Genomic DNA, 25783 nt, shown 5'->3' on the forward strand with positions numbered 1-25783 from the left:
CAATCCCATTGAAGTCATAAAAATCATAGTGGGAAAGGGGAAGGACCATTACCTTGGTAAGGTTTAACATAACCCGCTTTATTTAATCTCGCCAAACATTGCTTATCGATATATAGCAATATCTCACCCCTCATCAAATACTGCTTCCCAGATTAAATCTTTCTTATCCCTTATTATGCTCCTCATATAACACGGTACCTTGCTGGCCCTCTAAATACCTCACGAACATGCCAACTGATATATTTTTCTTCCGGTATGTATAGCGGATTTATTGGAGAACGTACCTTTTTACCGTGAAAACGCATGAGCCACTCCTCAAACCCATGCGTTCCGTAGGCCTGTTCTGCCACGAGTAGCTCCCGCTCCTCCGTTATGGTAAAAACACCGCGGTCAAACAATTTATGATGCAAAGAACATAGTGCTATCCCATTCTCCTCCGTATCGGGTCCGCCGGCTTGATGCCATTGAATGTGAGCCGCGTCAACAGCCACTAAATTATGCCCCAGTCTGACATTAAAGCCGCAAACTGCACAGCTGTACTCGTAAGCTTTTAATATCCTATTTCTAAAATCAGGGTCACGCTTCCGCTTTTTCTTTACAGGAAAATCAAGTCCAATTTCATCAAGAATGTCCTGATGGATTGTCTCCGGAAAATGTTCATTCAATAGTAGTTCAGATAATTCCTGAATGAGAGAATCATTGTTTTGAAGAAGTGACAGCACCTCTTGATTAAATCCACCCTCAACTCGGTCCTTTACAAGCTTTTTGTCCGAAAAATGCCTTTTATCAATGGTCTCGGATAATCTCCAAATCCCGTCAGTAGTTAGCCGAACGAAAGGCTCTTCAGGATGATATGACTTCCTAGACGGACCGAATTCGATCAGCAGCCTCTTCAGTTTCCCTCGGACAAGTTCATATAACAAACTCCTATTATTTTGCTGCAACTGAGCGAACGCAAGAAGAATCAATAAAGGCTTATGCGGGGCCCGCTGCCCATTCTTCTTCCAAATCGATAGGTTGGATAATTTTTCTATTAATTCAGACGCTTCCATTGATTTCTCCCTCATATATTCTAAATTAACCGCCTCATTGAGAGTCTCTCCTGCGTAGTTCCGATTTCAATTATAAATAAATAGAGCATTTTCGTCATACTGTGGGTCATTTTCGAACAACAACACGAACGGTTATAAATAAAATAAATTACATTATGTTAAAATACTTTACACTTCTCATTGCTGTCATCTTGATCGCTTAATGCGGCCTCCTTCATTTCGTTAAGCAGAATTCGGCGAAATTTCTAGTTCCCCCCACTTTTTGTTCGAATGTGCAGCATATAAAGGGCCAAAGACCTCACGTCCCTGGCCCATCTCCCTCGTCTTCCTCTCCAGTGAGCAACAAAAATAAACAAGGCACGTTATAATCAATGTATAATATTTCCTCCAAGGGAGAATAGGAGACTGTTTGGTATGAGGTATTTTGGGGCTGCTTCTAAAGGGAACGCCAACTTATGAGGAAAAATCACTACCTGTTGATTGCCGCTGTATTTTTAGTAGTTTTCGATATTCTTTTATATTTGGTGTATTCCCATAGTTATGAATTTATTTTATTTAAAGGAACGGGGTATTTTATTCCGCTGCTATTAAATGTAGGCTTTTTAATGTATATTGCCCTTCGTTTCGGTAAGTGGTGGATGTATATTTTGCCTTCCATCCTTGCTTTTGTGCTGGGTATATATTTCGTTTGGATTTTTATCTTGAATTCTGTAGTGTCTTGGCAGCATGATTCTATTCGCTCTCCACTAGGCCAAGAAAGGCTTACGATTGCTCACCGATCGGCTACTTTAGGGGAAACCACCTATTATTATGAATTTTACAAAAGCTCTTTCATGGGGTTGATCGTCAAGAAACTGGATGGCATGGATTTTGAAATCATGATTCGGGATTCTCGGGAGAAGGGTGATCTTGAAGTGCTTAATGTTAAAAGTCCTACTTGGGTTAATGAAACTACGGTTATTTTCCATACCTTACATGGTGACCGAACGGTTGTTTTGGAATGATGCATGTACTTTCATTGTACTCCTGCTTGTTCCCAACATGAGGCCCACTACTTCCTCCCCATCAGCAAAAAAAGCCCTTCCCACCGGTTACCCAACCGCGCGGAAAGGGCTCTCTTCATTCAATCGACCATCTTATCCAACAAAAGCACAGCATCGATATAGATCTTGATACCGTCCCAAATATCCTGCAACCGCAGGGCTTCATCCGGCTGATGGGGCCTCCCTCTTCCGGCGGGGAAGGGATTTCCGATATCGGAGCGGCTGGGGCCGAACGAGACGGCATGGGGGAGTTTGCGCGCGTGCGTGGCGCCTCCCATGACATAGGTCGGCAGGTCGGTCTTCAGCCGTTGATTGGCCAAATCGGCGAGGCTGCGAACGATCGGGTCCGTTTCGGGAATATAGAAAGGCGGGTTATCCTCGATATTCGCTAACGAAAATCCATACGCCGCCCCTTTCTCCCGCATACGATCGATCAACGTCTGAGCATTGGCCGACACCGGATACCGGAGGTTGACGTTAACGACCAGTTTGCCCTCCGTTAAACGGACAAGGCCTGTCGTATGCGTCGTTTTCCCCGATACTTCGTCTTCGGCATCCACATGAAGTCCGTGGCCGTAATAGTCGGCAAAGGCGGAGGCGATAAAGGCGGCCGCCGTCCTGGCCTTCCCCGTCAACAACCCGCATTCCAGCAGCGCCTTCGCCAGCTTGGGGATCGGGTTGATCGTCCCTTCCGGAAAAGCCGCATGCCCTCCTATCCCCTCCGTCCGGACTAAAAGTCCGTCCGCGGATTCCGTGACCGCAAAGTCATCGCCGAGCGCGGCCTGCACCTCCAAAGCCGGGAAGCCCTGGATGACCGCCGAAGCCGAATGGGGAACGACATTCGATAATTCGCCGGCCGTGAACGACAGCAAATTGCTGCCGGATACATCCGCGACAAAGTCCGCGGTCAATATGCCTTTTTCCCCGTTCCCCAGCGGGAAGAAACCATCGGACACCGCCGAAAAGGAAGGCGTATCCGACCGCAAATAATGCTCGACATCGCGCATGCCGGACTCTTCGTTGCACCCAAAAAACGCGGTTACCGTATGGTTCAGCCGGAGGTTATGGTCTCGCAGAAATTTCAAGGCATAAAGCACGCCGATCACGGCCCCTTTATTGTCCGCAGCGCCTCGGCCGAACAGGTATCCATCCTTTACGAACGGATCATAGGGGTCAAAAGACCAGCCGCTGCCTTCCGGCACAACGTCGAGATGGGAGAAAAAACTGATCGTACGCTCGCTATTCCCCGGATAAACTGCGGAAATACCGTAATAGTCATGCTCTTTGGCCTGAAGGCCGGCCAGCGTGATCAGTTCGCGCGCCAGATCCACCGCCTGCGCACAGCCTTCGCCGAACGGATGGGCTTGTTCGGGGAAGAAGCCTTCCCCCACACTACGGATGCGCACCAAACGTTTCATCGCTTCCAGCATCTCCGCCTGATGAGCAAGAATCCACTCGTCCACGAGGGCGTCGGTAACGGCTTCATGGGGCCCGGTCATCTTGCGATCCCCTGTGCATGGGCGTAGAAGGCGTCGATGCGGCGGTCGATTTCCGTCACGAGTTCGCCGGACAGCTTGAGCTCGGCACCGCGTAGATGATCCTGAAGGTGCTTTTCTTTGCGGGCTCCGAAAATAACGTTAATATGCTCCCCTTTGGCCAGCAAATAGGCGACCGCCAGGCTGGTACGGCTGCAATTCAGCCCCGTGACGATATCCTCCAAACCGTCCACAAATTCCAACACGGCGGGGTACAGTTCCGGTCCCCACAAGGGATCGCCTGCGCGGGAGCTGCCTTCCGGTGCCTTATAATTCCTGTCGTATTTCCCTGTTAGCAGCCCATTGGCCAGCGGGGAATAGGCGTGAAAGCCGATGCCGTTGGCTTGGCAAAGCGGCAGGATTTCCGCCTCCACTTCACGCGACAGCATGTGGTAGCGCCGCTGTACCATAGAGATTTCACCGAGCTCCAAATAACTGTTGATGTGATGCGGCTCGCAGTTGGAAGCCCCGATCGCCCGGATCTTGCCTTCCTTTTTCAAATCCGTCAAGACTCCAATCGTTTCTTCGATCGGCGTCAGAAACGGCTCGACCGCCGGATTATGCGTATAATAGATATCGATATAGTCGGTATTCAGCCGTCTTAAACTCTCTTCCACCTCCACGCGGATGGTGCGGGGACTGAGATTGCGTTTTACCCGGTGGCCGTCCCAAGTAAAACGATAACTTCCTTCCTCATCGCCCCACCATAACCCGCATTTGGTCGAGAGGATGGTCCGGTCGCGTCTTCCCCGGATCGCTTTGCCTACAACTTCCTCGCTATGCCCAAAACCGTAAACTGGCGCCGTATCGATAATATTGACTCCCGCGTCCAGCGCGGCGTGTATCGTGCGGATCGACTCGTTGTCGTCGGTATCCGGAAACTGAAAACCTCCGCCTATCCCCCATGCTCCCAAGGTGACCGCGGAAGCCTTGATGCCGGAACGCCCAATCTCCCTATATTCCAATCGAAACGCCCCCTTCCTTAAGCCTGCTTGTCCAATCGGAGAACACCGCCCACGCCGACGTTTTCGTCAGCATGTTCTTTAACGATGACGATCGTCGTATAAGAACTCCCCGAAAAAAACGCGTCCGCCGCCGCCTGAATATTTTGGACCAGCGCCCGCTTCGCTTCAACCGGTTTGGGAGCCGTATACACGAAGAAGGTGATTTCCTCGTACGACCTTTTCGTAGCGTAGGCCTTGGGAAGCTGATGAAGCGACACGCTCTTCAAATGATCCGGGAGCCCCAGCGAAGTGGTTACGGCGTTGCCGATCACCTCGATAAATTGTTCCAGCTGCTCTCCTGCCAATTCCGTGTTGGAAACGCCAATTACAGTTGCCATTTTATATTCCTCCTGAGTGTTATTGTTGGATGATGCGTGCACGTCTATTAGTTCAGTGGTTGCTTAACCCCGTGATAGGTTTCCAGCAGCCAGTCGGCGTATTCTTGCGACGTCATGAGGGCAATCGTTTTGTCCAGCCACTCCGTATTCTCATATCCTTCTTTCACGACGAAAACAACGCCGCCGTAATTGCTGTAGACTTCCTTCGTTTCCTCGAACAACTTCACCACTTCCGGATCGTTCATTTGATAGACCGTAATCGCAGGCGCCGTCATCGCATCCAGGTCCGGGAAAATACCGACGCGGTTTCGAGGGTCCGTTTCCACAAAATTCAGCTTTTTCGGATTCTCCTCAATGTCCAGCAGGGTCGGCAGGTCGACGCCCTCTTTCAATTTGATGAGCCCATTGGCATCAAGCAATTGCAGTTCCCTTGCCCGGTTCACCGAATCGTTGGCGATACCTACCTTGGCTCCCTCAGGAAGCTCATCGATGGATTTATATTTCTTCGAGACGAACAGGACAGGCGTAGTGAAGATTTCCGGGCCATACGCCGCCAGGTGCGTGTTTTTGCTCTCGTTGAAGCTTTTCAAGTAAGGCTTATTCTGAAAAAAGTTGGCGTCCAAGCTGCCATCCTCGGTAGCCGTATTCAGGGCGATGTTGTCGTTAAATACCTTTGTTTCGATGTCATACCCCTCCGCCTTCAGCTTGTCGGCCACAAATTGAACATCCGGCTGCTCTCGCGCAAGGAGGCCAATGACGATTTTCTTGTGATCCGGCTTATTCGATTCCTGGCCGGAGGAAGCTTCACCGGAAGAAGACGCCGCCGCGTTCTTTGTGCCGCTATTGGAGCAGCCGGTCAGAACAGCGCTCCATATCAAAGCTGTGACAAGCAGAATAATCGTTGTATGTTTTTTCATCGGGTCGATTCCTTTCCATCGTGTTGTAGTTGGAGATCCATTCATTTGATTTTCTTATAGAGTACATTTCCTGAAATTTGCAAAATTTCGACGATCAGAATCAGAATCAACAAGGTGCTGTACATGATCTGATCGTTGAAGTTTTGGTAGCCGTAGGTTAACGCGACAGCCCCCAATCCGCCCGATCCGACCGTTCCGGCGATCGCCGTAAATCCCAGGATCGAAACGACGGCAAACGTCATTTGCGAGACGACAAGCGGAATGGACTCCTTCACGATCACATGGTACGTAATCTGCCAGTCCGAAGCGCCGAACGATTTCGCGGCCTCGACCAAACTCGGATTGATTTCCTTGAAGCAGTTTTCGAACAATCTGGCGATCAAGGGCGACCCCGCTACGGCAATGGAAAAAATAGCGGGCCCGATCCCGATCGACGTACCGCAGATCAGACGCGTCAGAGGGATGATGGCGATGATAAGAATGACGAACGGAATGGAACGGAGGACGTTGATCACGACGCTGATCGTCTCATAAATGGCCCGGTTCGGGCGAAGTCCTTTCGGATCGGTCGTGATCAGGACCAGCGACAGAAGAAATCCGAAAATGACGCTGGCGACGAACGAACCCACCAGCATGAAGATCGTTTCGCGCAGGCCCGGCAATATGATTTTCATCAGCATGGTCTGCCAGTCATACTCATACATCCTATATCTTCCTCCATTCCACGCCGCGATTGTGCAAGTGCCGCTCGACGACAGGGAAGTCTTCATCGCTGACCCGGATTGTAAATGATCCGGCCACCGTATCGCGGTACTTGTTGAGGCCTCCCCAAACCACCTCAAATTTCACTCCCGACTGAATCGCAAGATCCGAGAGGATATCCTCGTTTTCGCCAACCCGCTGAATGATTTCCAGATGGGTTTGCCGCTCCGAGCGGCTGCCGTTGCTCTCTTCGCCCATAAAATCATCCAGCATGTCCCGTTTGTTCAGGAAAATATCCTGCACGTCGCCGGCCACCTTCAACTTTCCTTCGCTCAGTACCCCCATTCGGTTACAGATCTGCTTCACGACGGACATCTGGTGCGTAACGACGACGATCGTAATGCCGAGCTCCTGATTGATTTTTCGCAATAAGGCCAAAATCGACTGCGTGATGTTCGGATCCAGCGCGGAGGTAGCCTCGTCGCACAGCAGAATTTTCGGATTCGTGATCAAGGCGCGCGCAATCGCTACCCTTTGCTTCTGCCCTCCGCTCAAACTTCGCGGAAGCGCGTGAATCTTATCCGAAAGCTCCACCAATTCCAGGACCTCGCGAATTTTTTGGTCCAAGTCTTTGACTTTATAGTGCAGGCATTTGACCGGAAACCGTATATTTTCATACACGGTCTTTCGCTCCAGCAAGCTGAATTGTTGAAAGACCATGCCGATCCGGCTTCGAAGCAGCCGTAGCTGCTTCTTGTTCAACGCTTGAATATCGGTGCCGTCGACCGTCACCGAGCCGGAGTCAAACCCCTCAAGGCCGTTGATACACCGCAGCAGAGTGGACTTACCGGCCCCGCTGATGCCGACCAGGCCGTAAATATCTCCGGCTTCGATCCGGAGTTGGATGCCCTGAAGCACCGGCGGCTTTCCGTCATACGTTTTGGATAGATTTTTAATTTCAATCATGGACATTCCCCTTGCCTTCGAGTACCCGAACGGCGAGTTGTCTTAGAACCGCGTCCTCCATCGGCGGATTATGAAGCCCGAACCGGACGTCGCGGTACATCCGTTGCAGCGGATGCGATAACGACAAGCCGTGGATGCCGACGATCCGCATCGCTTTGTCAACGACCGACAGCGTGTTCTGGACCACCAATATTTTGGCGGCGCCAAAATCACCGTCCCACCCCTGTACGGAATCAAACTCCTGATTCTCGTATTGCCTGGCGACCGAATATAAAAAGTGTCTGGCCGACAAAATTTCCAGCTCGATCTGCCCCAACGTTTGCTGAATATTCGGAAGACTCGCGATCGGATGCTTCAAGCTGTTCGGCTGATAGCTTCGGGCAAACCGCACGGCTTCATCTCGTGCCGCTTCGGCAATCCCCAGATATACCGCCGGAATAAACAAAATGTACGGATTAGGCTGGAACACCCTGGAATGGTTCCTTTCAATGACCTTCGCGGCAAACGGCACGTTCACATCCCGCAGCACCAAATCGTGACTGCCCGTCCCCCTCATGCCGACCGTATTCCAGGTTCGGTCAATGGACAATCCCTGCGTCCCTTTCGGGATCAGAAAATCGGATACTCCTCCCGTTTCCGGTTCGAAGGCCGAGACGATGAAATAATCCAGAACGGGCGCAAGCGAAGTAAACCGCTTCGTCCCGGTAATGATATATCCGTCCGGCGTGCGCTGTGCCGTAGTTTGCGGAACTCCGCCGCGCGAAGGGCTTCCGGTTGCCCCTTCCGAGTCGGCCCGGTTGATCAAAGCGCCGCTGCCAAGGATCTCCCCGCACAGCGCTTCAAAATCCGCTGCCCTCCAGGGGCGAACGGCTCCCAACTGCAGCACGGTGCTCATATGCCAACCGATCGCCAGCGCTGTAGCGCCATCGGCTTGCGCGATGCGCTCCTGGAACGCGAGGAAATCGGTCAAAGAAATGCCCCCGCCCCCAAAATCGGACGGCACCGCCAAGGCCGGGTAACCGATTCTTTTCAAATCGGAGATCAACCCGTAATTCAAGTCGTTTTCGGCATCCGCCTTTTCAGTCCCCGCCGCGTGCTGTTCCAATATGGCATCCAATCGGGCAAGCCATTCCTGCTGTTTGTCTGTGGTTCCCAGTTGCTGCCGTTCTAACGGCATTGGCTGCACCCCCTTGTATGCGTTGGTTAAACTTTTTTTAAAACTATAACAGCCGGGATTCCGAAATTGAATGTCCAAAAGCGATTCACGCATTGTCCAAATGTGACTTATTTTTATTATTCATATATATTTACTTGGTTTTAAGCGAAAGTTCATCTTATAATAAGGCAAAAGTCATACTTGAATCTCACTCGGGAGGTGTATTTCATATGTCGACAAAAGGTGATGAACCTATCCTCAATGTACCAAATAAGTATTTCTTTACTCCGACATCCTTCGAAAAATCGAGCGGCGCCTGGCCGATCAGGATCGGGATCAGCGAAGCCAAGTTCCGTCGTCCCGCTTTCAAGAGTCCGCGCATCGAGCCGCATTACAACCTGATTTTCATCCTGGACGGCAAAGGGATATTTATCCAAAAGGGTAAAAAATACCAGCTAAAAGAGAACGATTTATTCGGCGTGTTCCCCCAAGTCCCCCATGAATATTTCAGTTTCGAGTGCGATCCCATGCACTATATACGCCTGACCTTCGAGGGATCGCAGTCGGTTCAATTGCTGGAAAGAATCGGGATCAAACGCTGCACGCCTTTCAAGGTCAACGGATACACCTCGTCAGCGCTATCGCATCTTCGCGAACTCATCGTACAAGCGGAAAACACGGGAGATCGCGACCGGGATCTGATGCGCTTAAGCACCTTCCTTCAGCTGTTCCGCTCGCTGTCCCGGCATGTTCCGGACGAAATCCGCAATATCGACTGCTCGGACGAATGGCTGGAGCGGGGGCGGGAACACATGGAACTGCATTATTCGGAGGATATAAGCATCGAAACCATCGCGAGGTATGTGGGGATCGAGCGTTCTTATTTTTCAAGAAAATTCAAAACAGCCTATGGAATCACGCCGTTAAAATACTTGCAGAACATCCGGATCAATGCCGCAAAAAAACTGCTCGAAACTACGGATTTAAGCCTTGCCGCCATCGCTCCGTCCGTCGGGTATGTCGATATTTTCTCATTTTCAAAAGCTTTCAAGAAAAATACCGGCATTTCCCCCGCCGAATATCGCGCCGCCGCGAACTGGCATGTATTGCGAAATACAAAATGAACCTGCGCTAGAAAAATAAACGACGCATAAACAAACCCACCCTGCGGATTAACACGGCATACCCAGGCCGAAGACTGCCCGGTCCTCGGTCTTCTTCTTTATGTCCGTCATTCGATCCGCACAAATAAACACCGACCACCTATGTAGGCGACTCGTGGTAGGCCAACTCCACAATTCGCCGTCGCGCATTCACGCTATCCTACATTTGGACCTCCATGCTAACCCAAGAAAGCAATAGAACGCTTTACTTTTTTGGCGAAATCAAGCGGTTTATCGATCGACTCCCAGTGGACATACATGAGCCGCGGTTTCTCGAACAGCCAGTGGTTGTGAACCGCCGTTACTTTAATTCCGTTATTGCGAAGATTCGTCAGCAAACGGTTGACCTGATCCTGGAAAAGGGCCGTTTCCCCTAAACAAAGCGCGCGGCCTGAACTGTCCAGCGATTCGAACGAGAACAGCTGATAACGGATCAAGGGGGACGTGGTTTTTCTCCCCAGAATGGTCGCATTTATTTTTCTGTTTCGGCTTACAAAACAAACCGGGCCTTTGGTGATTTCATGTTCCGTTCCGCCTAAAATCGTGGAGAATTGGTTACATAGTCTTCTGAAACGAGGGCTTGCTTTCACTTGTTCCATCAGTGGGGTTCATCCTTTCAAGTCGTAGTATTAAAATGCAACTGCACTACCGGTCCGCATCAGCCCAGAAATGAGATCGATTCCTTGGTTTTTCTGGCAAACACGACGGGATTCTCAATGGCTTCCCAGTGCATATACATTAAGCGCGGATTTTCGTTCAGCCAGTGATTATGAAGGGCGGTTACCTTGATCCCCCGTTTGCAGAGATTCGAAATCAGGCGATTCACCTGATTCTGATGCACGGCCGTCTCGCCCAAACAAAGCGCGCGGCCCGACTTATCGAGCGACTCGAACGAAAACATTTGCATTTGAACCAAAGGGGAACGCGTTCTTCTACCCAGAATCGTCTCGCTCAGATTCGTCATCCGCGTGACAAAACAAACCGGGCCTTCTTCAATTTCGGACTCGCCTCCCAGGATCTTACCGAATTGGGCGCACAGCCGTTTAAATTGCGGGCTTACCTTTGCCATGTAAATCCTCCTTTAATCGATTTCACAACATCCTATGACTAAAGCGGAAAAGGGAACAAGGCGGATACCCAGTAAATCGCAATAAAATCGGGCGGACCCAAAAAAGACCACACCCTCATGAGGATGTGGTCTTCTAGGCTGAGGAAAACCCCTCAATCCTTATACGGATCAAACTCATCCGCTCCGGCCATGCAAACGCCGATCGGTTTCAGCACGTGCATCACCTCGATCGTTTCCGCGTGCGCGTCCAGCACTTCCTGGAGCTTGCGGTATACAAAAGGGCTCTCGTCCGTGCCCGCGCCGCGCAGCTCCACGCCGAAATCCCGGACGGCCGCCAGCATTTGCTCGGTGCTGATTTGGCCGCCGCTGCGGGTGCGCGTCTTCCAGTTCATTTTGCCGGCCGCCTGGGTCCGGCTCATGATTCGTCCCGCTCCGTGCACGGTGCTGTAGTAGGCGTCCCGGTTCTCCAGGCTGTCTTTCCCCTTCACGATTACCGAGATATCGCCCATGCTGCCGCCGATGAAGCCCATTTGACCGGGCGCGGACGGGGTCGCTCCTTTACGGACGACGACAACTTCTTTTCCGTGATGCGTCTCTTTCCAGGCATAGTTGTGATGGTTATGCACTTCCAGGTCCGCTTCCGCTCCCAGGATGGCCAACACTTGCCCGATCACATAGTCCCTTCCCGCGTAAGCGTACCGTCCGGCCAGCTTCATCGCCCGATAATACATATCGCCGACTTCACTGCTCAAATCCAGCAGCACCGGCGGCTGATCCATTTTCTCGCCCGGCGCGCTGGCGAGGAACTCTCTCCCGGCGGCCAGGTTGATGAAGCCGCTTGCCGTTTTATGTCCGAACCCCCGGCTCCCAAAATGATTGGCGATCCACAAGCGTCCGGTCCCCTTTTCCTCCAGCAAGTCCACGAAATGGTTGCCGCTGCCGACCGTGCCGAGCTGGCTTTGCGCCAACCCCTTCAACTTGTCGTGCTCCTGCTTGCCAATCGCCTTGTACACCGCCCAATCGGGGTCATCAAAAAGCGGATGGTCCACCCTCTCCTGATTCACACGCCCCATCCCGAAGGAAATTTTCCGGGCGATTTCATCCATCAGTTTCGACAATGTCGGCTGGATGTCTTTGGCGAACAAATTCGTTCGCACCGCCTTATTTCCGCACGCAATATCATAGCCAACGCCGGAAGGGGAGATTTGCCCGTCATAGACCACCACCCCGCCGATCGGCTGACTGTACCCTTTATGATGATCCGCCATCAGCAACGTTTGAACCACGTGGCCGGTTGCCGCGCACGTTTTCGCTTGAGCCAGCGCCCCGGCGTCCGGATTTCCCCAGACCCGCACGCCGTCGATCTCTAAATAAGCCGTTCGCTCTTTCAACTCCTACAATAATGTGAAAATAATACGAGTGCATTCCCCGATTCTATATAAGTTGAACTATTGATTTACCCGTACGGCAGCCGTGTGAAATGTTCTTCCGATCGCTGTTGCTCCCGGTTTTCCTAATTAAATTTATAAGGTAGAAATCCGGTCACAAAGGCGAACGCTCCGCTTCTCCAGAATCATTTCACACTCTTGCCTATTGGTAATTCTTAAGTTCAACTTATATAGATCCCTTTGGCCTCCCGCAGCTGATGCAGACTTTCCTTGACCGAGTCGTCAGGTTCCGTCTGTGACAAGTGAATCACGGCCTCCACCAGCCGCTCTCCCCAGGAAGCCACGCTCCAACCCTCCAGCGCCCGAAGCGCCATGTTCCGGTTTCGGACCACGGGGCTGTTCAGTCCGGTAAGAATCAATTCTCCGCCGAGTCCCTCATACTGGTCCAAACGCTGCAAAATATGATCGAGACAGCTGTGGGCCGCATATTTCTCGCCCAGCCCCATCTCGTCGGCCGGCCCCGTGGCGATTTGCTCGAGGGGGAGGTGTTGGACCGCGAACTCGACCAGCTTCCGAATCCGCTCCGGATCCTCCGATTTCATCAGTTGATAGAAATGATAGTCCTGCAAGGGATTTGCGGCAAGCTGCTCATAAAAAACATCCCAAACCTCGATCCCCAGCTTCTCCGCACAAGCGGCCCCATAATAACGTTCCGACGTGCCGCCAGAACGGACGGCTTCGATCACAAGGCTCGCCCACTTGCTGTCGGCCGCAATGGATTGAGCCGCCTCCCGAAGGTCCGCACGCAGCCCTCCGGTCCATCCCGCCGACATCCGCGCCGCCCACTTGTCCTCCTCGTCCGCCAACGCCAAAAAGTCGCAAATCCCGAGCATAACGGACAAATGCCGCACGGTGGTACTCATCTCCCGGGCCAGTCTGACATAGTCGGACAGCACCTGCGGCGCATGCTCATAATCATCGATGTCCTCCGCCGGCCCGCCGCTCAGCAACGCTTCGATGATGTCGGTCGCCCCGTCGAACAAGGCGGCATCGACCCGATCGGCCGCGAGCGCCTCATGCAGCCCGCCGTTCCGGGCGCAAATGCAGGCCAAATATTCGTTCATGACGCTGTTTTGGCAGCCCTGGCGCAGCAGCCAGTCCCGGATTTCCTCGCTTGCCGGCTCCAACCGCTCCACTAGGTGGATTTTTCCCCAGCCATGAACCTGCTTAGCCAGCTCAAAAAGAACCTCGTTGCTGTCCTCCATACCATTTTGGATCGCCACCGCGGCATATAGCGTAAATTCATCGTGTCTTCCCAACGTCAGGAGCAGATCCTTCACATCTTCGTTCTGAAAAAGACCCAGCAAAGCGATGCCGAATTTAACGGCGTTCCGATGCGCCCCATGCTCCGCCAGCCAGACCGCCTCATCAAATACGGCACCCGGCCGGATCCCTGGCATCTGGCGCACCTCCGCCAAAATATCGTCGATCATACCGCGGATATCCGTCCCCACCAGCTCCGCATACAGCAGCTTGCGGGTGGCGTTTTTCGGCTTTCGGGAATGTTTCGCCAGCCGCCGGGCCAGTTCCTGCGCCTTCTCCTTCTTTTCACTCGGCATGGCATGATGCCCCAAAGCTCCATCCAGGCCACCGGCTACCCATCTGAATTTGCTGCCTGCCCAAAACTCCTCATCATCCGGCAGAGAGCCATCCACGGCCTCCCCCTGCTTTCGAATGTACGAATAGATGGAAGTCTTGCCCTCCCACAGAGGACGAACCGCTTTATCCAAGAAAATCACCATGTTTGCATCACCTTTTTTATAACCTGATTTAGCATGAACCGAAAGCCCAGCCCATAAGTCCGTGTTTCTCACAGATCCTATCATCGCTTAATCCGGTCGGAAGGAACATGGTGAAAGTATTACGAAGGGGATCTTCATTATGCCGATAAGGGGTTCGCAAAATGGTATACTTGGATTAAACACCTTTTAGTAGGAGGGATTACCACGATCTATTGGTTGTTTCCGGGGCTGAATCCCCTTTTGCCATCATTCCTAATCTGTCCTATTCTGGCCATCTTGATCGGAGCATGTTCTGCGCGCTTCCGTGGAATAATCTATTTGGGGTTAATTATCGCTTTGTTGCTGCCTCTTATTTTCATAGCTACTGACTTTCAGACCCTTAAAGTGAATGTGGATGCTTGGATAATCTATGGTATGGTCTACGCCCTGATTACATTTGTGGTTTACAGACTGGCACTTATCAAAAGCTAGAGAAATCAAGCTATATAGGTTGAACTAATTGTAGATATAAAGTCCCACCGCCGGAGTCTACAAATTAATTAACGGGAAAATTTCCTGTTAATATCCCGCCTTTGGCTTTTGGATCAAATTTAGCTGGAAAAACTCCATCTATTTCGCGGCCCTATGCCGATATACACAATTTCCAGGCAAATTAACGGGAGATTTTCCAGCTAATTCGCCTCTGCAGCCGCATTCGTACCAAATTAACGGGAAGAATTCCCTTTAATTCAAACCAAACATTTAATTGCATATCATCACGCTGGTCAGTAAACACAATTTTGTCGATTGTTCTCGAAATATGCTAGCATGTAGACTGGGGTTATTACGTTATTCGTCAGCCGCCAAGCGGCAGTGGCAGTGCCCTACTGGCATGAAAGAGGTGGACCATCTTTTGAAACAAAAAGTTATTTATTTGGAAGGAATCCGGGGAGCGGCCGCGTTTATTGTGGTGCTTTCCCACTTCTTCCAAGTCTTCTTGCCTTCCGTTTTTGAAGGTAACGCGGATATCATGCATTTCGCTTTTGAAGCACCGGCTGCCAAAACGCCGATCAACCTGCTGTTTAATGGAAATTTTTCGGTGACATTGTTCTTTATCTTAAGCGGGTATGTGCTAAGTTATCGTTTTTTTCGGGACAAGGAGAACTCGATTATCTACTCCAGCGCTGTCCGAAGGTACCTTCGGTTAGCGATTCCGGCATTTGTTTCCGTTATATTCGCCTTTGCTCTAATGCGTTTCGGATTCGGTTATTTCAACAGTATCAAACCAATCACGCAGTCTTCCATGCGCGATCCTTTTGCCGCCGACCCTAACATTTGGGCCATGCTCAAAGAAGGGCTTTTCCATACGTTCTTCACATACGGGAGTCAATATAATCCGGTCCTTTGGACGATGACGTACGAGTTATTCGGGTCGTTTCTGATTTTCGGCTTCCTGCTCCTGATGGGTAAGCACTGGATTCGTTATATCGCCTATCCGATTTTGATTTACTTCTTCCTGGACTCTTATTATCTGGGGTTCGTCCTAGGCTTACTGCTTAGCGATCTGCATAATAGCGGCCGCAATTGGCTCGAGCTGATCAACCGTCCTTGGGTCAATCTGCTGCTGGTCGTCGCGGGCATTTACGTAGGATCCTATCCTTACGTCGCTCCTGACGATACGGTTTATTCCATCCTGGTCTGGAACGCATCGGGATTCTCGTTTTTTGTATTCTATCATGTCGTCGGATCGTTCTTCATCCTGCTGGCCGCGCTCAATTCAAAATGGATGCAGGCCCTGTTCGGCAGCAAACCATTTGCCTATTTGGGCAAAATATCATTCTCGATGTATCTCGTACACTTTACTATCATTTGTTCTTTTGGAAGTTATCTGTTCATGCGATTATCCAGCAGCTTGTCCTACGGAGCCGATCTGGCTATTGTGATGTCAGTGACGCTGATCGTCATCTTCGGTGTAAGTCACCTCATGTATCGCTATATAGATGACACCACGGTTAAGCTTCTAAGTAGATGGAGCAGCCGTTTGTTCAAGCGGAAACCTCGTAGTAGGCCGATAGAGGAAGGGAACGAATTTCGTAACTTGGCACAGTGAAGTGAAGGTAGTTTAGATCGTTGCCGATGGATAAAAAAAGAGACCTTGAAGAATCGTTCTTCAAGGTCTCTTTGCATAGATCACTTGTCTTTTGAATACAAGCTTCCAGAAGGTTATTGAACTAAAGCTCAAACGATCTGCTTGTGATCCGAACATCAGGATTTAACTGTTTTAATTGCAAACCATAATCCTTCTTCATCCCTGAGATATGCAAGGACTCCAGCTTCGGAAAAAATAAAATCGATGTGCTTGACGGAGGTTAACCCTCCGATCTCGGTCAGATTCAGCTCTTGGGTGCAGCTATTGATAATTAATACTTCAACTCCCGTAAAAATCTTAAGCGTTCGTAAATCTAGCTTTTTGCTGCCGTCCGAGAAAGACCTTGAGGCTGGCCTGAATCATTCGTCAACGTTTGAAAAATGCCTTGAGGAATAGCAACCTCACGGAAAGTGAATTATTCTTCATCCCAATACGGTGACTCGTAGGGTTCAACATACAAACCGATGTTAGCAATATCTTTAATAACCTTTGTACAATCCCTAGAACCACCAAGGTACATATAATAATCGTACCCAAAATGAAGATAAAAATCAGAAGAATATTTGAACTTACACCAAATGTTCTCCCTTAGTATTAACCGAATAAGATGCTCGATGTTAGGTGACTTAACAATATCACCTTCTCGAATAGTTACATATACGTTTTCCATTTCGGCAGTATAATAATCTGAAAATCGTCCCGTTTCTAGACAATCCTCCCACTTGTCTAATGATTCAATTTCTAGGTACGGAATATCATTATATTCCATATATTTTTTTATAGCCCCAACGTACAGATTCTCAACACGAAGATACTCCTCAATAGTGAATAACTTCCCCTGATAGACTTTCCCAACATCCGATATTGAAGTCCAATCATCGCCACAATAGTTTCCAATATTATTTCGGTTATTAGGGTCATATTTTGTTACTCGATAAGAAAAGTCTATATCTATCAGTCCCCCAATCCACTGAGTACACCTTCAGTTTCTTTTGCTGCGTATTCACTCTATCTGGCCTTTTTTTAACTACGTGAAATCCCAAGACAAAGCCCAAAGGTCTATTTAATCAATCGTCGAATTTGTTGAGCCAATACTTCGGGGATATACTGGACAAACCTTTAAGTAAATCTAATGTTTCTCTCTTTTTCAGTTTTAGTGCATCTTGTAGCTTTTCGGGAGCTAGATCTCGGATGTCCTCCAACATACATAATTCTTCAAACATTTCAATTATTTCCCTGTTGGCATTATTTTGTTTTAGAAGTTGTGCTACATAAGGACGGTATAGATACGCATATGCATCCTCAAACGTTAATGCCCCTTCAAGCAAGGAATCAAGCATGCCAAGATTTAAAATACATAGAAACTTCTGAATTTCGTCCGAATGCTTCAATTCAATATGTAAACTCAATGCACCCCTCCTAAAAAGACCTTGAAGTCTTGGTCCCCTATTATGCCTTTCGATTTAGTAGCAATTTTTCAATGATTGAAGTTAAGGCATACGGTAAAGTGCCGCCCTTCCCTTTATATTTCTTTCCACTCTCATCTTGTGCTATCACTCTGTAACCATTGCCGTTATATGGAATCGAAAACACGAAGCCTTCAATTTCTAGCCAGTTCATTAAATCCGTGATGGTTGGTAACCGTGTCCCTTGTTTATTCTAACTTCTGTAGTTCGCTCCCCATCATGTAATTTAACTATATGGACTGTCGGCATAAAATACTCCCCTTACAGTAACAGTTTTAATATCTCACTTGTCTACCGTATGGGGAGCATATCAGGGCGCCGGTGGTTAGAATAATTTTGCTTAATTCGCCCTACTCGATGTTCCTGCAGTGATGTCGATTATGAACTTTTCTTCAGTTATGCCAAGATCTTTTGTAGTATACAGAATATACTGGGATGGATGGTCCGTTGGTTCAAGTTTCACCCAGTGATTAACCTCACTAACCCTAAGCCCCACAATCTGACGTGTCTGAATATCAATTGGGATGTAAAGTTCCTTTCCCGAGCCAACATCCTTTAGATGGAGTCGTGCACTACTGTTCCTTTGAAATAAATTAATCAATTCAATTTGATATTCATATTTTTCATCAGCTGTAATCTTTAATGAGTCACCCCTTATCTTTTCGGTTGCCCAACCGTGGGTGTTAACGCTTTGAATCAGAGCAGCAGAAATTAGTGTTGTTAATACTAGCCCTACACAAATTCCAACATAGTCTATTCCACTCGTTGGAGCCCATCCTTTGATAAGTAGTGTAGTAAATAATATAACGAACAATAGAACTGGAATACCTGCCCCCCACAAATAGGTAGTTCCTTTAATATCCATCCCTCGTTGAAAATATGCCGTAGAACCTAGAAGAAACCAAACAAATGATGAGGCACTAAAAATAATTAGCATTATTAGCAGAAGCCGTAACCATATTTGCATATTCTCCCCCTTTGGATTGTTTGAACTTTCATTATCTCAACTAAAATGATCCTCTACCACCCGAATGCGAACGATCGTCTAATTGTAATATCGGCTCAATGTATTTTTTCCAAATGTCTACATTGCTGTGCATGGTCGAATGAGCTTGAATTTTCGTGCCAGTCTCGCCATCTTTTGCACGCACATTATCTGCACCCTTAAATTTCCTTGTGAATGTAGATCCTGCCCACCACCAACTTCCTCCCAAATCGCCTTGGACAATATCCCTATTATTATACATATGAATATGTTGCCCTACCTCTGTTTTGAGTTTATATTCCCTTACAGGAGTTGCGACAGTAATTAAGGTTTCCACTTTCATTCCCTTCTTAGCCAACAAGTTGGACAACAAAATTGCTACGTTTCCTCCATGACTATGACCAACCAGTCTAATAGGTTCATTAGGATGTTTCTTATGCCATTCATATACTGTGTTTACGAAGTATTCAGCCGCATCAGAACGGGCACCTTTACTATTCTTTCCTGACCATTCTAGCTTGTCACTTGATTCATTAAACAGACCCTCCACATACTTCACAAAATCCGGAGTCCACGTATCTCCATCTGAAAAAGTACCATGAATCAACCAAACCTTATGTCCACTCGGATCAATATACCTCAGCGGATTATTCTCCACATACGTATACAAATTCAGGCTCTGCGGATTGTTTATATCCCCTTCATACGTATCCTGACTCACAAACCGTCCAAGACTCGGGTTAAAATATCTCGCCCGCGCGAAAGAAAGACCGCCCGCGGCATCATAGCCGAGCCCCGTGTAGCCGAACAGGTTGTCCGGTCCCGGATAGTTCAGGTCGAACTTCTCCGGTTCTTTCGGTGTGCCGAACTCGTCGTAATGATAGCGAAGCGCTACCTCTCCACTTCGGTTCAGCAAGGCTAGCGGGCTGCCCAGCATATCGTTCAGATAGTACAAAGTTTCAGGCGCCGTGTTCGGTGCGGCTCCACTTGCCCCAGGAGTTGGCTCCCAGTCGGTTTTGCCGTCCGCACTCGGCAGATAGCTCATGCTGAGCCGTTCCCCGGCTGCTCCGTAAACGTAAGATTGCTCCCATTTCGTGCCGCTGGTATCTGTTGCATACAAAGGCTCCGGCCATGGACTGGTCAAGTCGTAGGTGAAATAGACTTCGCTCTGCTGCTTCTTGAATTGCGGTTCCCAGCCGCCACGCGATCCTGCCGGATGGCCGGATGGATAACGGTCTTGCCGGCTGCCGGTTCCGACGGATATGCCCATGTATACCCGGTTGTTGTCCCCGTCATACCGGTATGCCGACTGGTCGCCCGCCGGGTTGATGTGACCGATCAAGCGGTTTGCCGCATCCCACGTATACGTCTCCAGTACGCCGGGTCCTGCAAGCGCGGCAGCCGTCATCGGGTCAAAAACATCCGGTCCGTAGACTTGGTCCGTTACGCCGGACTGATCGGGTTCCAAAGGAGCCGGATCCATCTCAGTCGAGTCGGCCTGTGTCGGATCCACCAGCGACGGATCGATAGAAGCAGGATCGATAGGGGTTGGATCCAACAACTTCGGATAAGAGTCCGCCTGATTAGGATGTACCGGGCTTGTCCCGTCCGGATTCAAATCAGCCCGGTTCGTATCGCTTACTGCGAACGGGTCAACAAACGCGTCCGCCAATGGATTTACAGTATCCAACACGTCCGGTTTTCCCGTAGCATCCGCCGGGAGCAGCGGGTTGGTGTCACCATTACCATAAACATCCTGCTGCACACTCTTAGAGGCGAGGCGCATCATCGCCGCGGCGCTATCGACGCCCTCTACTTGCAGCAGGTTGCCGCGCAAGTCATACGTGTAGTCTTTGTAGTCGGTCCCTTTTTCCCAGCGGGTCAGTTTGTTGGCCAGGTCGTACGTATAACTCTCCACTTGCGGCACGCCCTGAACAGTCTGCGTCTTCTTAAGACGGTTGCCTGCCGCGTCATAGGTGTAAGATACGGTCGAACCGTTCCTATTCTGAACTTCGATTAACCGGTTCAAAGCATCGTACGTGTAATCCTCAATGTCCGCCGGCTTTGGCTCATCCTGCGGCCGGTCTTCATCTTTGCCTTGCTCCTGCCGTTCCTTGCGGGTGATGTTGCCTGCCGGATCATACACATATTTGAGTTGCTCCAGCAGTTGTCCTCCGGCGTTGCGGTGCTCGATTCCGACCAGTTGGCCGAGCGGATCGTATTGATAGCTGCTCGTCTCCCCGCCCGGCAAGGTCCGGCTGGTGATCTGGCCGTTTAAGTTATAGCCATAGCCGGTCTTCCGGCCTTGGCCGTCCGTAACCTGGGTGATCTGGCCCGCCTTGTCATAGTCATAGACCACGGAGGTGTTGTCCGGGTAAATGATTCGGCTGCGCTGGCCTGTTGTCGTCCACTCATAGCGGACGTTGCGGCCGCGCGGGTCAATCATTTCCGTCAGACGGCCCAACGCATCGTAGTTATACCGGGTCTGGCCTGTAGTGTCATCCATCGTCAAACGGCGATTGGCAAGGTCATAGCCGAATGTGACTTGCTGACCGTCCCCGTACCGGATTTCGGTTAACCGGTTCCGGCGGTCATACTCGTACTGTGTTGTCGTATGGTCGGGAGCGATGACCGATTTTACGCTGCCGTTGCCGTCATAAGTCATGGACGTAGCTTCCTGCAGCGGGTTAACCGTGCTTTCCACCAATCCACGTTTATTGTAACTGTAGCTTGTAACCGCGCCCAGCGGGTTCGTCTTGGTCAGCAGGTTGCCCAGCGCATCGTAAGTATAGGACGATGTGCCGCCTGCCGCGTCTGCAACTTCGGTCAGCCGCCCCAAAGCGTCATAGCTGAATTTCGTCGTTTGTCCTTTGGCATCCGTCAGTTCCGCCACTTGTCCGAGCGCGTTGTAAGTATATTTGGTTTCATACCCCAGCGCATTGCGGATCAAGGTCGTACGGTCAAGCGCGTCATACTCGTAAGACGTAGCGTTTCCTTCAGCGTCCGTGTACGAGGTTAACCGCCCGCGGCCGTCTCGTACGGCGGAGGTTGCACGGGACAAAGGATCGACCGTGCCGCTTTCAAACCCGCGCTCATCATATTGGGTCGTCCAGGTACTGCCGTCCGGCAGCGTGGTCTCCACCCGATTCCCGGCGGCGTCATACGCATATTGGGTGATGTAACCCAAAGCATCCGTCTTCTCGATCATTCGGCCGGCTGCATCATAGTTGTACCAAGTGCTGTTGCCAAGCGCATCGGTTTCTTTGATAAGCCTTCCTGCCGCGTCGTATTTATACTGTTTTACCGCTCCAAGTTCATCCTTGATCGTTAAAACCTGGCCAAGCGGATTATACGTGTACTCCGTCGTATTGCCTTCGGCATCCGTGATGGCGGCCACATTACCATTGCCGTCATACGTGTAGGCAGTGCTGTTGCCGTCGGCATCCGTCATTTTGGCGACCCGGCCCATGCCGTCGTATTCATAACGGTTGACACCGCCGTTCCCGTCGCTCTCCTCCACGACATTTCCGGTCGCATCGTACACGTTTTCGCTAAGATGACCGAGCGGGTTGGTTACCGACGCCATTCGGTATACCTCATAGCCATAGGACGTTTCCGAACCGGCCTCATCCTTGTAAGTCAAAAGATTACCGTTGTGATCATACGTCCATTCCGCCCGTTGCTGCAGCGCGTCCTTGCTGGACTGGAGCCGATCTTTAGCGTCATAAGTGACTTCCTCAATCGTTCCTTCACTATCCCGGGTTGACGTAACGCGGTGAAGCTCGTCTCGCTCGATCTCCAAAACATACCCGGACGGATCCGTCACCGATTCCACAAATCCGGCCGCGTCAAGCGTATACCGGGTTGTCTTCCCGCGCTTGTCCGTCACTTGCGTCGGCACGCCACGGTTATCTCTGTCGATCTCGACACGATTACCGAGCGCATCCTCTTCAGCGGTCATATTGCCTGACGCATCATAGGTATACTTCACGGCTTGGCCAAGCGGATCCGCAACCTCCACCGGCAGGTTCAAATCATTATACCGGATCACCGTAGACTGCCGGTTTCCGTCGGCGACCAGCACCTTGTTGCCCCGGGCATCGTAGTTTGCCGTGGTCTTATAGCCGTTGCCGTCGGTCACGGCGGCAAGGCGGTGACCCGCGTCATACTCATACTGCCAGTTGGAACCGTCCGGCAGCCGCAAATCGGACAGCAGAAACCGGTCTCCCCATACGTAAGTCGTCGCATGGCCGAGCGCATCCGTACGCTTCGTTTCGCCGACCGTCAAGAGTGCGGCCGAAACACCGGCAGGCGCGACAGCCCCTATACTTGCGCCTTTAGCCTTCGCATGACTCATCCCGTCCGCTGCGTCCATAGACGGCGTTTCAGGATATGTCAAAATCGTCTTGCCGCTCCCGACGCCGACGCGAACTTTCGGCGTCTGGTTAGGCACCATATCGCCGCCGATGGCGAACACCCCGCCCGCGGCGACGGACATTTGATTGTTGACATGGACATTGTCGCGGACGAACAAATCGCCGCCCGGGATGTTCAAATCGGCAAGCTGGTTGTTGGAGACAATTCCGCCCAGCGTCATCTCCTTGGCGATGTTCATGATGACTTTCGTATTGATCGACAAGTCGCCCCGGACGATCACGGTCTGTGCGTCAACCGTCAACTGGCCGCTGTTATACGTCAAAACTCCCGCATACAGCGTATCGTCGACTTTTAACGCCGAATCATTGTTCAAGTGAATCGTACCGTTCGCCCAAATGTTTCCGTAAGCCCCGCCCACTTGATAAGCGTTCAGCTTCAGCTTGGTATTGGCGTTAAGCCCCTGCTTCAAAATCAGCGTACCGTAAATGGTGACGGTGATATCCTGATTCGTGTTGATTCCGTCCGCGATCAAAATCACCGGCTTGCTCGAGCTGCCGAAAGTCACGCTTTCTTCCACATTCAGCTGCCCTGCCCGGACGATCACCGGACCGCTTCCGCCGCTTGCGGCGGAAATTTTCTTCTTCACGGCGTCGATGTCCCCTGCGGTTCCCGAGCCCGCCGCCGCTTCAAACGCATCCGCCTTGTTCTGTATGCCTGCCGCCAAACCATCCAGGTAGCTCGTAATGGCAGGCTTCAAACCCTCTACGATTTTATAAGGAGGCGCATTGCGCAAATTATGCATTGTTCCCGACAAAATCACGATGTCCGATTCGGGAATATCCCGCCCGTTGTTCGGGTTGATCGACACCGGACCGGTCGGCTGCTGCGGCTCCTCCTCTTCGCGCACCACCGGAGCGACTTTCCCGCTGTATTCCGCCGTCTCCGTCGCGCCATAGAAATCGGTAAGGCTCGTCACCCGTTGATGCGGGTCATATGTCACGCTCATGACCGCCGTTTGGGCGGGGTCCGATACCGACACCACATGATGGTTCCCGTCATAGCCGAACTTCGTCACCGAACCGTCCACATCGGTAAAAGAAACCAGATCCCCGGCGCCGTCATACCCGTATCCCAGCTTCCGGCCCGTAGGATCGGTGACCGAGTCCAATTGGCCGATTCCGTTATAGCTTAATGTGAGGAACGCTCCGTCCGTGGTCACGTTTTGCAAAAGCTCATTTTGATACACCAGTGTAATCTCATTGCCGTTCAAATCCCGAATGGAAGCCAGCAGTCCGTTACTGTCAAACTGGTAGCTGAGGCCCTGCGGCGTCTTGAGGACATGTCCGCTTCCGTTTTGCTCCAAAATCCAGTCCGTTCCCGCCGGAGTTAAATACTTGCCGCCCGCCAACGGAACAAATTCAAAGCGCGCTCCGTCCGGCTGCATCAACTCTTGCTTCCCATCGATCGGCGTGAGGCGCCATTCATAGGAATGGTGCCAGCCCAAGCCGCTCGCCCCGGTGTACGGGTCACGGCTTAGATAAGATAAGCCGAAGCTCAGCGGCATGAGCGCCTGCAATTCAAGCACATCGGTGGAATAGGCAAAATCCCCGCGCGCCGGCTCCACCACTCCGCTCCAGGATGGATTGACGATGCGCAGCCGCTTTTGGATCGCTTCAGCCGTAAACTGCGCCAAATCCGCCTGGGTGATTTGCCCGGCCGTTTGCGGATTAATCAGCAGGATCGACGAACCGGACACGTTGTCGTCCTCTTTAATGGAACCCAGCCCGTTCCAGGCCGCTATCTCCTGTACTTTGGCATGAACGGAAGCCGAGGAATCCGCCTTGTAGTAATAACCGGCCAGTGCCCGCCAGGTGACCGGGAAACCCGGCACCGTGTAGCGCAGCACTTCCTTGATCTCGGAATAGCTGGAATCTTGTCCGCCCCGGTGGCTGCGGGCGGCGATTTGAAGCAGTTGACCGGCGGGCAGATTCACCGCCTTGCTCCACTGCCCCTGCCCATTCACCGCAATTCCGGTCTGGCTGTCCACCAGCTTGCCGCTTGCGTCGCGCATTTCCAGGCTGACCGTTGCTCCGGCTTCGGCCGTCCCCTTGACCACCGTCGATCCGGAAGCGCCCGCTTCCAGCATGATCGAAGCCGGCGGCTTCGGCCGGGTGCCGTTCACGATCTCGAAACTGCCGATCTGACCGTAATACACGCCGATTCCGTTATAGTCGGCCGGAGATACGGCGATATAGTATTTTCCTTCCGGCAGGGGGACACCCCCGATTTTCCCGTCCCACTCCACTTCGTGCACGATATACTCGCCTTGCGCATTCTTGGTGCGGTATTTGCCGCTCGCAATCAACTGACCGAGTTTCGGCGGCCCTCCGTTGGTGCCGGGCGTACACAAATTAATGTTGACTTCATGCTCCACCTTACCGCTATCCGCGGCGCTGAAGCTGAAGCTGATGACGGTCTTTTCGCCCAGGTCCGTGTTGATCTCGCTCGGCGAGATGCGCAGGTTGGTCGAAGCGCTCGCCGTTGGGATGTTCAAGCCCGGAACCCATGGAACCGAGGTCACCAGCAGTACGAGGACCAGCATGCTCATCAGCACGGCTTTGGCTCGGACTGCGCGCCATGATTGAAATAAGTTCTTCGCTACATTCATTGACCTGTATCTCTCCATTCCATA

General features: G+C 51.1%; 18 protein-coding genes. 3 read left to right on the forward strand and 15 right to left on the reverse strand.

The features are described 5' to 3' along the window. Positions 1 to 182: 182 nt before the first annotated feature. A complete protein-coding gene (locus LBW89_RS04215; RefSeq protein ID WP_225038588.1) occupies positions 183 to 1052 on the reverse strand; it encodes a phosphorothioated DNA-binding restriction endonuclease in 870 nt (289 codons plus the stop codon). A gap of 455 nt (positions 1053 to 1507) precedes the next feature. Between LBW89_RS04215 and LBW89_RS04220 the strand changes: the two genes are divergently transcribed. Next, positions 1508 to 2056, forward strand: a complete 549-nt coding sequence (locus LBW89_RS04220) for a hypothetical protein (RefSeq protein ID WP_225038589.1) — start codon at positions 1508 to 1510, stop codon at positions 2054 to 2056. 119 nt (positions 2057 to 2175) lie between these two features. Here LBW89_RS04220 and LBW89_RS04225 read toward each other — a convergent pair whose 3' ends face one another. Genes LBW89_RS04225 through LBW89_RS04255 form a run of 7 tightly spaced genes read right to left on the reverse strand, consistent with a single transcriptional unit; the run spans position 2176 to position 8734 of the window. After that, positions 2176 to 3594 carry a Sapep family Mn(2+)-dependent dipeptidase gene (locus LBW89_RS04225; protein ID WP_225038590.1) on the reverse strand — a complete coding sequence of 473 codons (1419 nt, stop codon included), beginning with the start codon at positions 3592 to 3594 and terminating at the stop codon, positions 2176 to 2178. After that, positions 3591 to 4595, reverse strand: coding sequence for an aldo/keto reductase (locus LBW89_RS04230; RefSeq protein ID WP_225038591.1), 1005 nt, complete (start codon positions 4593 to 4595; stop codon positions 3591 to 3593). Before LBW89_RS04230 ends, LBW89_RS04225 begins: the two co-directional genes overlap by 4 nt. A gap of 17 nt (positions 4596 to 4612) precedes the next feature. After that, positions 4613 to 4972 carry a tautomerase family protein gene (locus LBW89_RS04235; protein ID WP_225038592.1) on the reverse strand — a complete coding sequence of 120 codons (360 nt, stop codon included), beginning with the start codon at positions 4970 to 4972 and terminating at the stop codon, positions 4613 to 4615. A 47-nt stretch (positions 4973 to 5019) separates the two neighbouring features. After that, a complete protein-coding gene (locus tag LBW89_RS04240; RefSeq protein ID WP_225038593.1) occupies positions 5020 to 5889 on the reverse strand; it encodes a MetQ/NlpA family ABC transporter substrate-binding protein in 870 nt (289 codons plus the stop codon). Between the two features lie 41 nt (positions 5890 to 5930). Beyond that, positions 5931 to 6593, reverse strand: coding sequence for a methionine ABC transporter permease (locus LBW89_RS04245; RefSeq protein ID WP_225038594.1), 663 nt, complete (start codon positions 6591 to 6593; stop codon positions 5931 to 5933). Between the two features lies 1 nt (position 6594). Beyond that, the gene (locus LBW89_RS04250) at positions 6595 to 7557 is read right to left on the reverse strand and encodes a methionine ABC transporter ATP-binding protein (protein ID WP_225038595.1); all 963 of its coding nucleotides are present in this window, start codon (positions 7555 to 7557) and stop codon (positions 6595 to 6597) included. Continuing rightward, positions 7550 to 8734 (reverse strand): acyl-CoA dehydrogenase family protein, encoded by a 1185-nt coding sequence (locus tag LBW89_RS04255; RefSeq protein ID WP_225038596.1) that lies wholly within the window; start codon positions 8732 to 8734, stop codon positions 7550 to 7552. Before LBW89_RS04255 ends, LBW89_RS04250 begins: the two co-directional genes overlap by 8 nt. Positions 8735 to 8943: 209 nt before the next feature. Here LBW89_RS04255 and LBW89_RS04260 point away from each other — a divergent pair, with 209 nt between their 5' ends. Beyond that, positions 8944 to 9837, forward strand: a complete 894-nt coding sequence (locus tag LBW89_RS04260) for an AraC family transcriptional regulator (protein WP_225038597.1) — start codon at positions 8944 to 8946, stop codon at positions 9835 to 9837. A gap of 218 nt (positions 9838 to 10055) precedes the next feature. Here the strand turns inward: LBW89_RS04260 and LBW89_RS04265 are convergent, their stop codons facing one another. The 4 genes from LBW89_RS04265 to LBW89_RS04280 form a co-directional block, all read right to left on the reverse strand. Then, entirely contained in the window at positions 10056 to 10475 is a 420-nt protein-coding gene (locus tag LBW89_RS04265; protein WP_148454851.1) for a DUF1259 domain-containing protein, read from the reverse strand. A 59-nt stretch (positions 10476 to 10534) separates the two neighbouring features. Beyond that, positions 10535 to 10945 (reverse strand): DUF1259 domain-containing protein, encoded by a 411-nt coding sequence (locus tag LBW89_RS04270; protein WP_225038598.1) that lies wholly within the window; start codon positions 10943 to 10945, stop codon positions 10535 to 10537. 152 nt (positions 10946 to 11097) lie between these two features. After that, entirely contained in the window at positions 11098 to 12336 is a 1239-nt protein-coding gene (locus LBW89_RS04275) for an RtcB family protein (protein WP_225038599.1), read from the reverse strand. A 218-nt stretch (positions 12337 to 12554) separates the two neighbouring features. After that, positions 12555 to 14135: a limonene hydroxylase gene (locus tag LBW89_RS04280; protein ID WP_225038600.1), complete on the reverse strand. Its 1581-nt coding sequence runs from the start codon at positions 14133 to 14135 to the stop codon at positions 12555 to 12557. Positions 14136 to 15027: 892 nt separating this feature from the next. Here LBW89_RS04280 and LBW89_RS04285 point away from each other — a divergent pair. Then, positions 15028 to 16224, forward strand: a complete 1197-nt coding sequence (locus LBW89_RS04285) for an acyltransferase family protein (RefSeq protein ID WP_225038601.1) — start codon at positions 15028 to 15030, stop codon at positions 16222 to 16224. A gap of 1106 nt (positions 16225 to 17330) precedes the next feature. Here LBW89_RS04285 and LBW89_RS04290 read toward each other — a convergent pair. The 3 genes from LBW89_RS04290 to LBW89_RS04300 all read right to left on the reverse strand — a co-directional run bounded on the left by LBW89_RS04290 (position 17331) and on the right by LBW89_RS04300 (position 25759). Beyond that, positions 17331 to 17672: a DUF3969 family protein gene (locus LBW89_RS04290; protein ID WP_225038602.1), complete on the reverse strand. Its 342-nt coding sequence runs from the start codon at positions 17670 to 17672 to the stop codon at positions 17331 to 17333. A gap of 397 nt (positions 17673 to 18069) precedes the next feature. Further along, positions 18070 to 18594: a hypothetical protein gene (locus tag LBW89_RS04295; RefSeq protein ID WP_225038603.1), complete on the reverse strand. Its 525-nt coding sequence runs from the start codon at positions 18592 to 18594 to the stop codon at positions 18070 to 18072. 142 nt (positions 18595 to 18736) lie between these two features. Further along, positions 18737 to 25759: an RHS repeat-associated core domain-containing protein gene (locus LBW89_RS04300; RefSeq protein ID WP_225038604.1), complete on the reverse strand. Its 7023-nt coding sequence runs from the start codon at positions 25757 to 25759 to the stop codon at positions 18737 to 18739. Between the last annotated feature and the right edge of the window lie 24 nt (positions 25760 to 25783).

It is taken from the genome of Paenibacillus sp. alder61 (assembly GCF_020179875.1).
GTDB classification, from domain to species: Bacteria; Bacillota; Bacilli; order Paenibacillales; family Paenibacillaceae; genus Fontibacillus; species Fontibacillus faecis.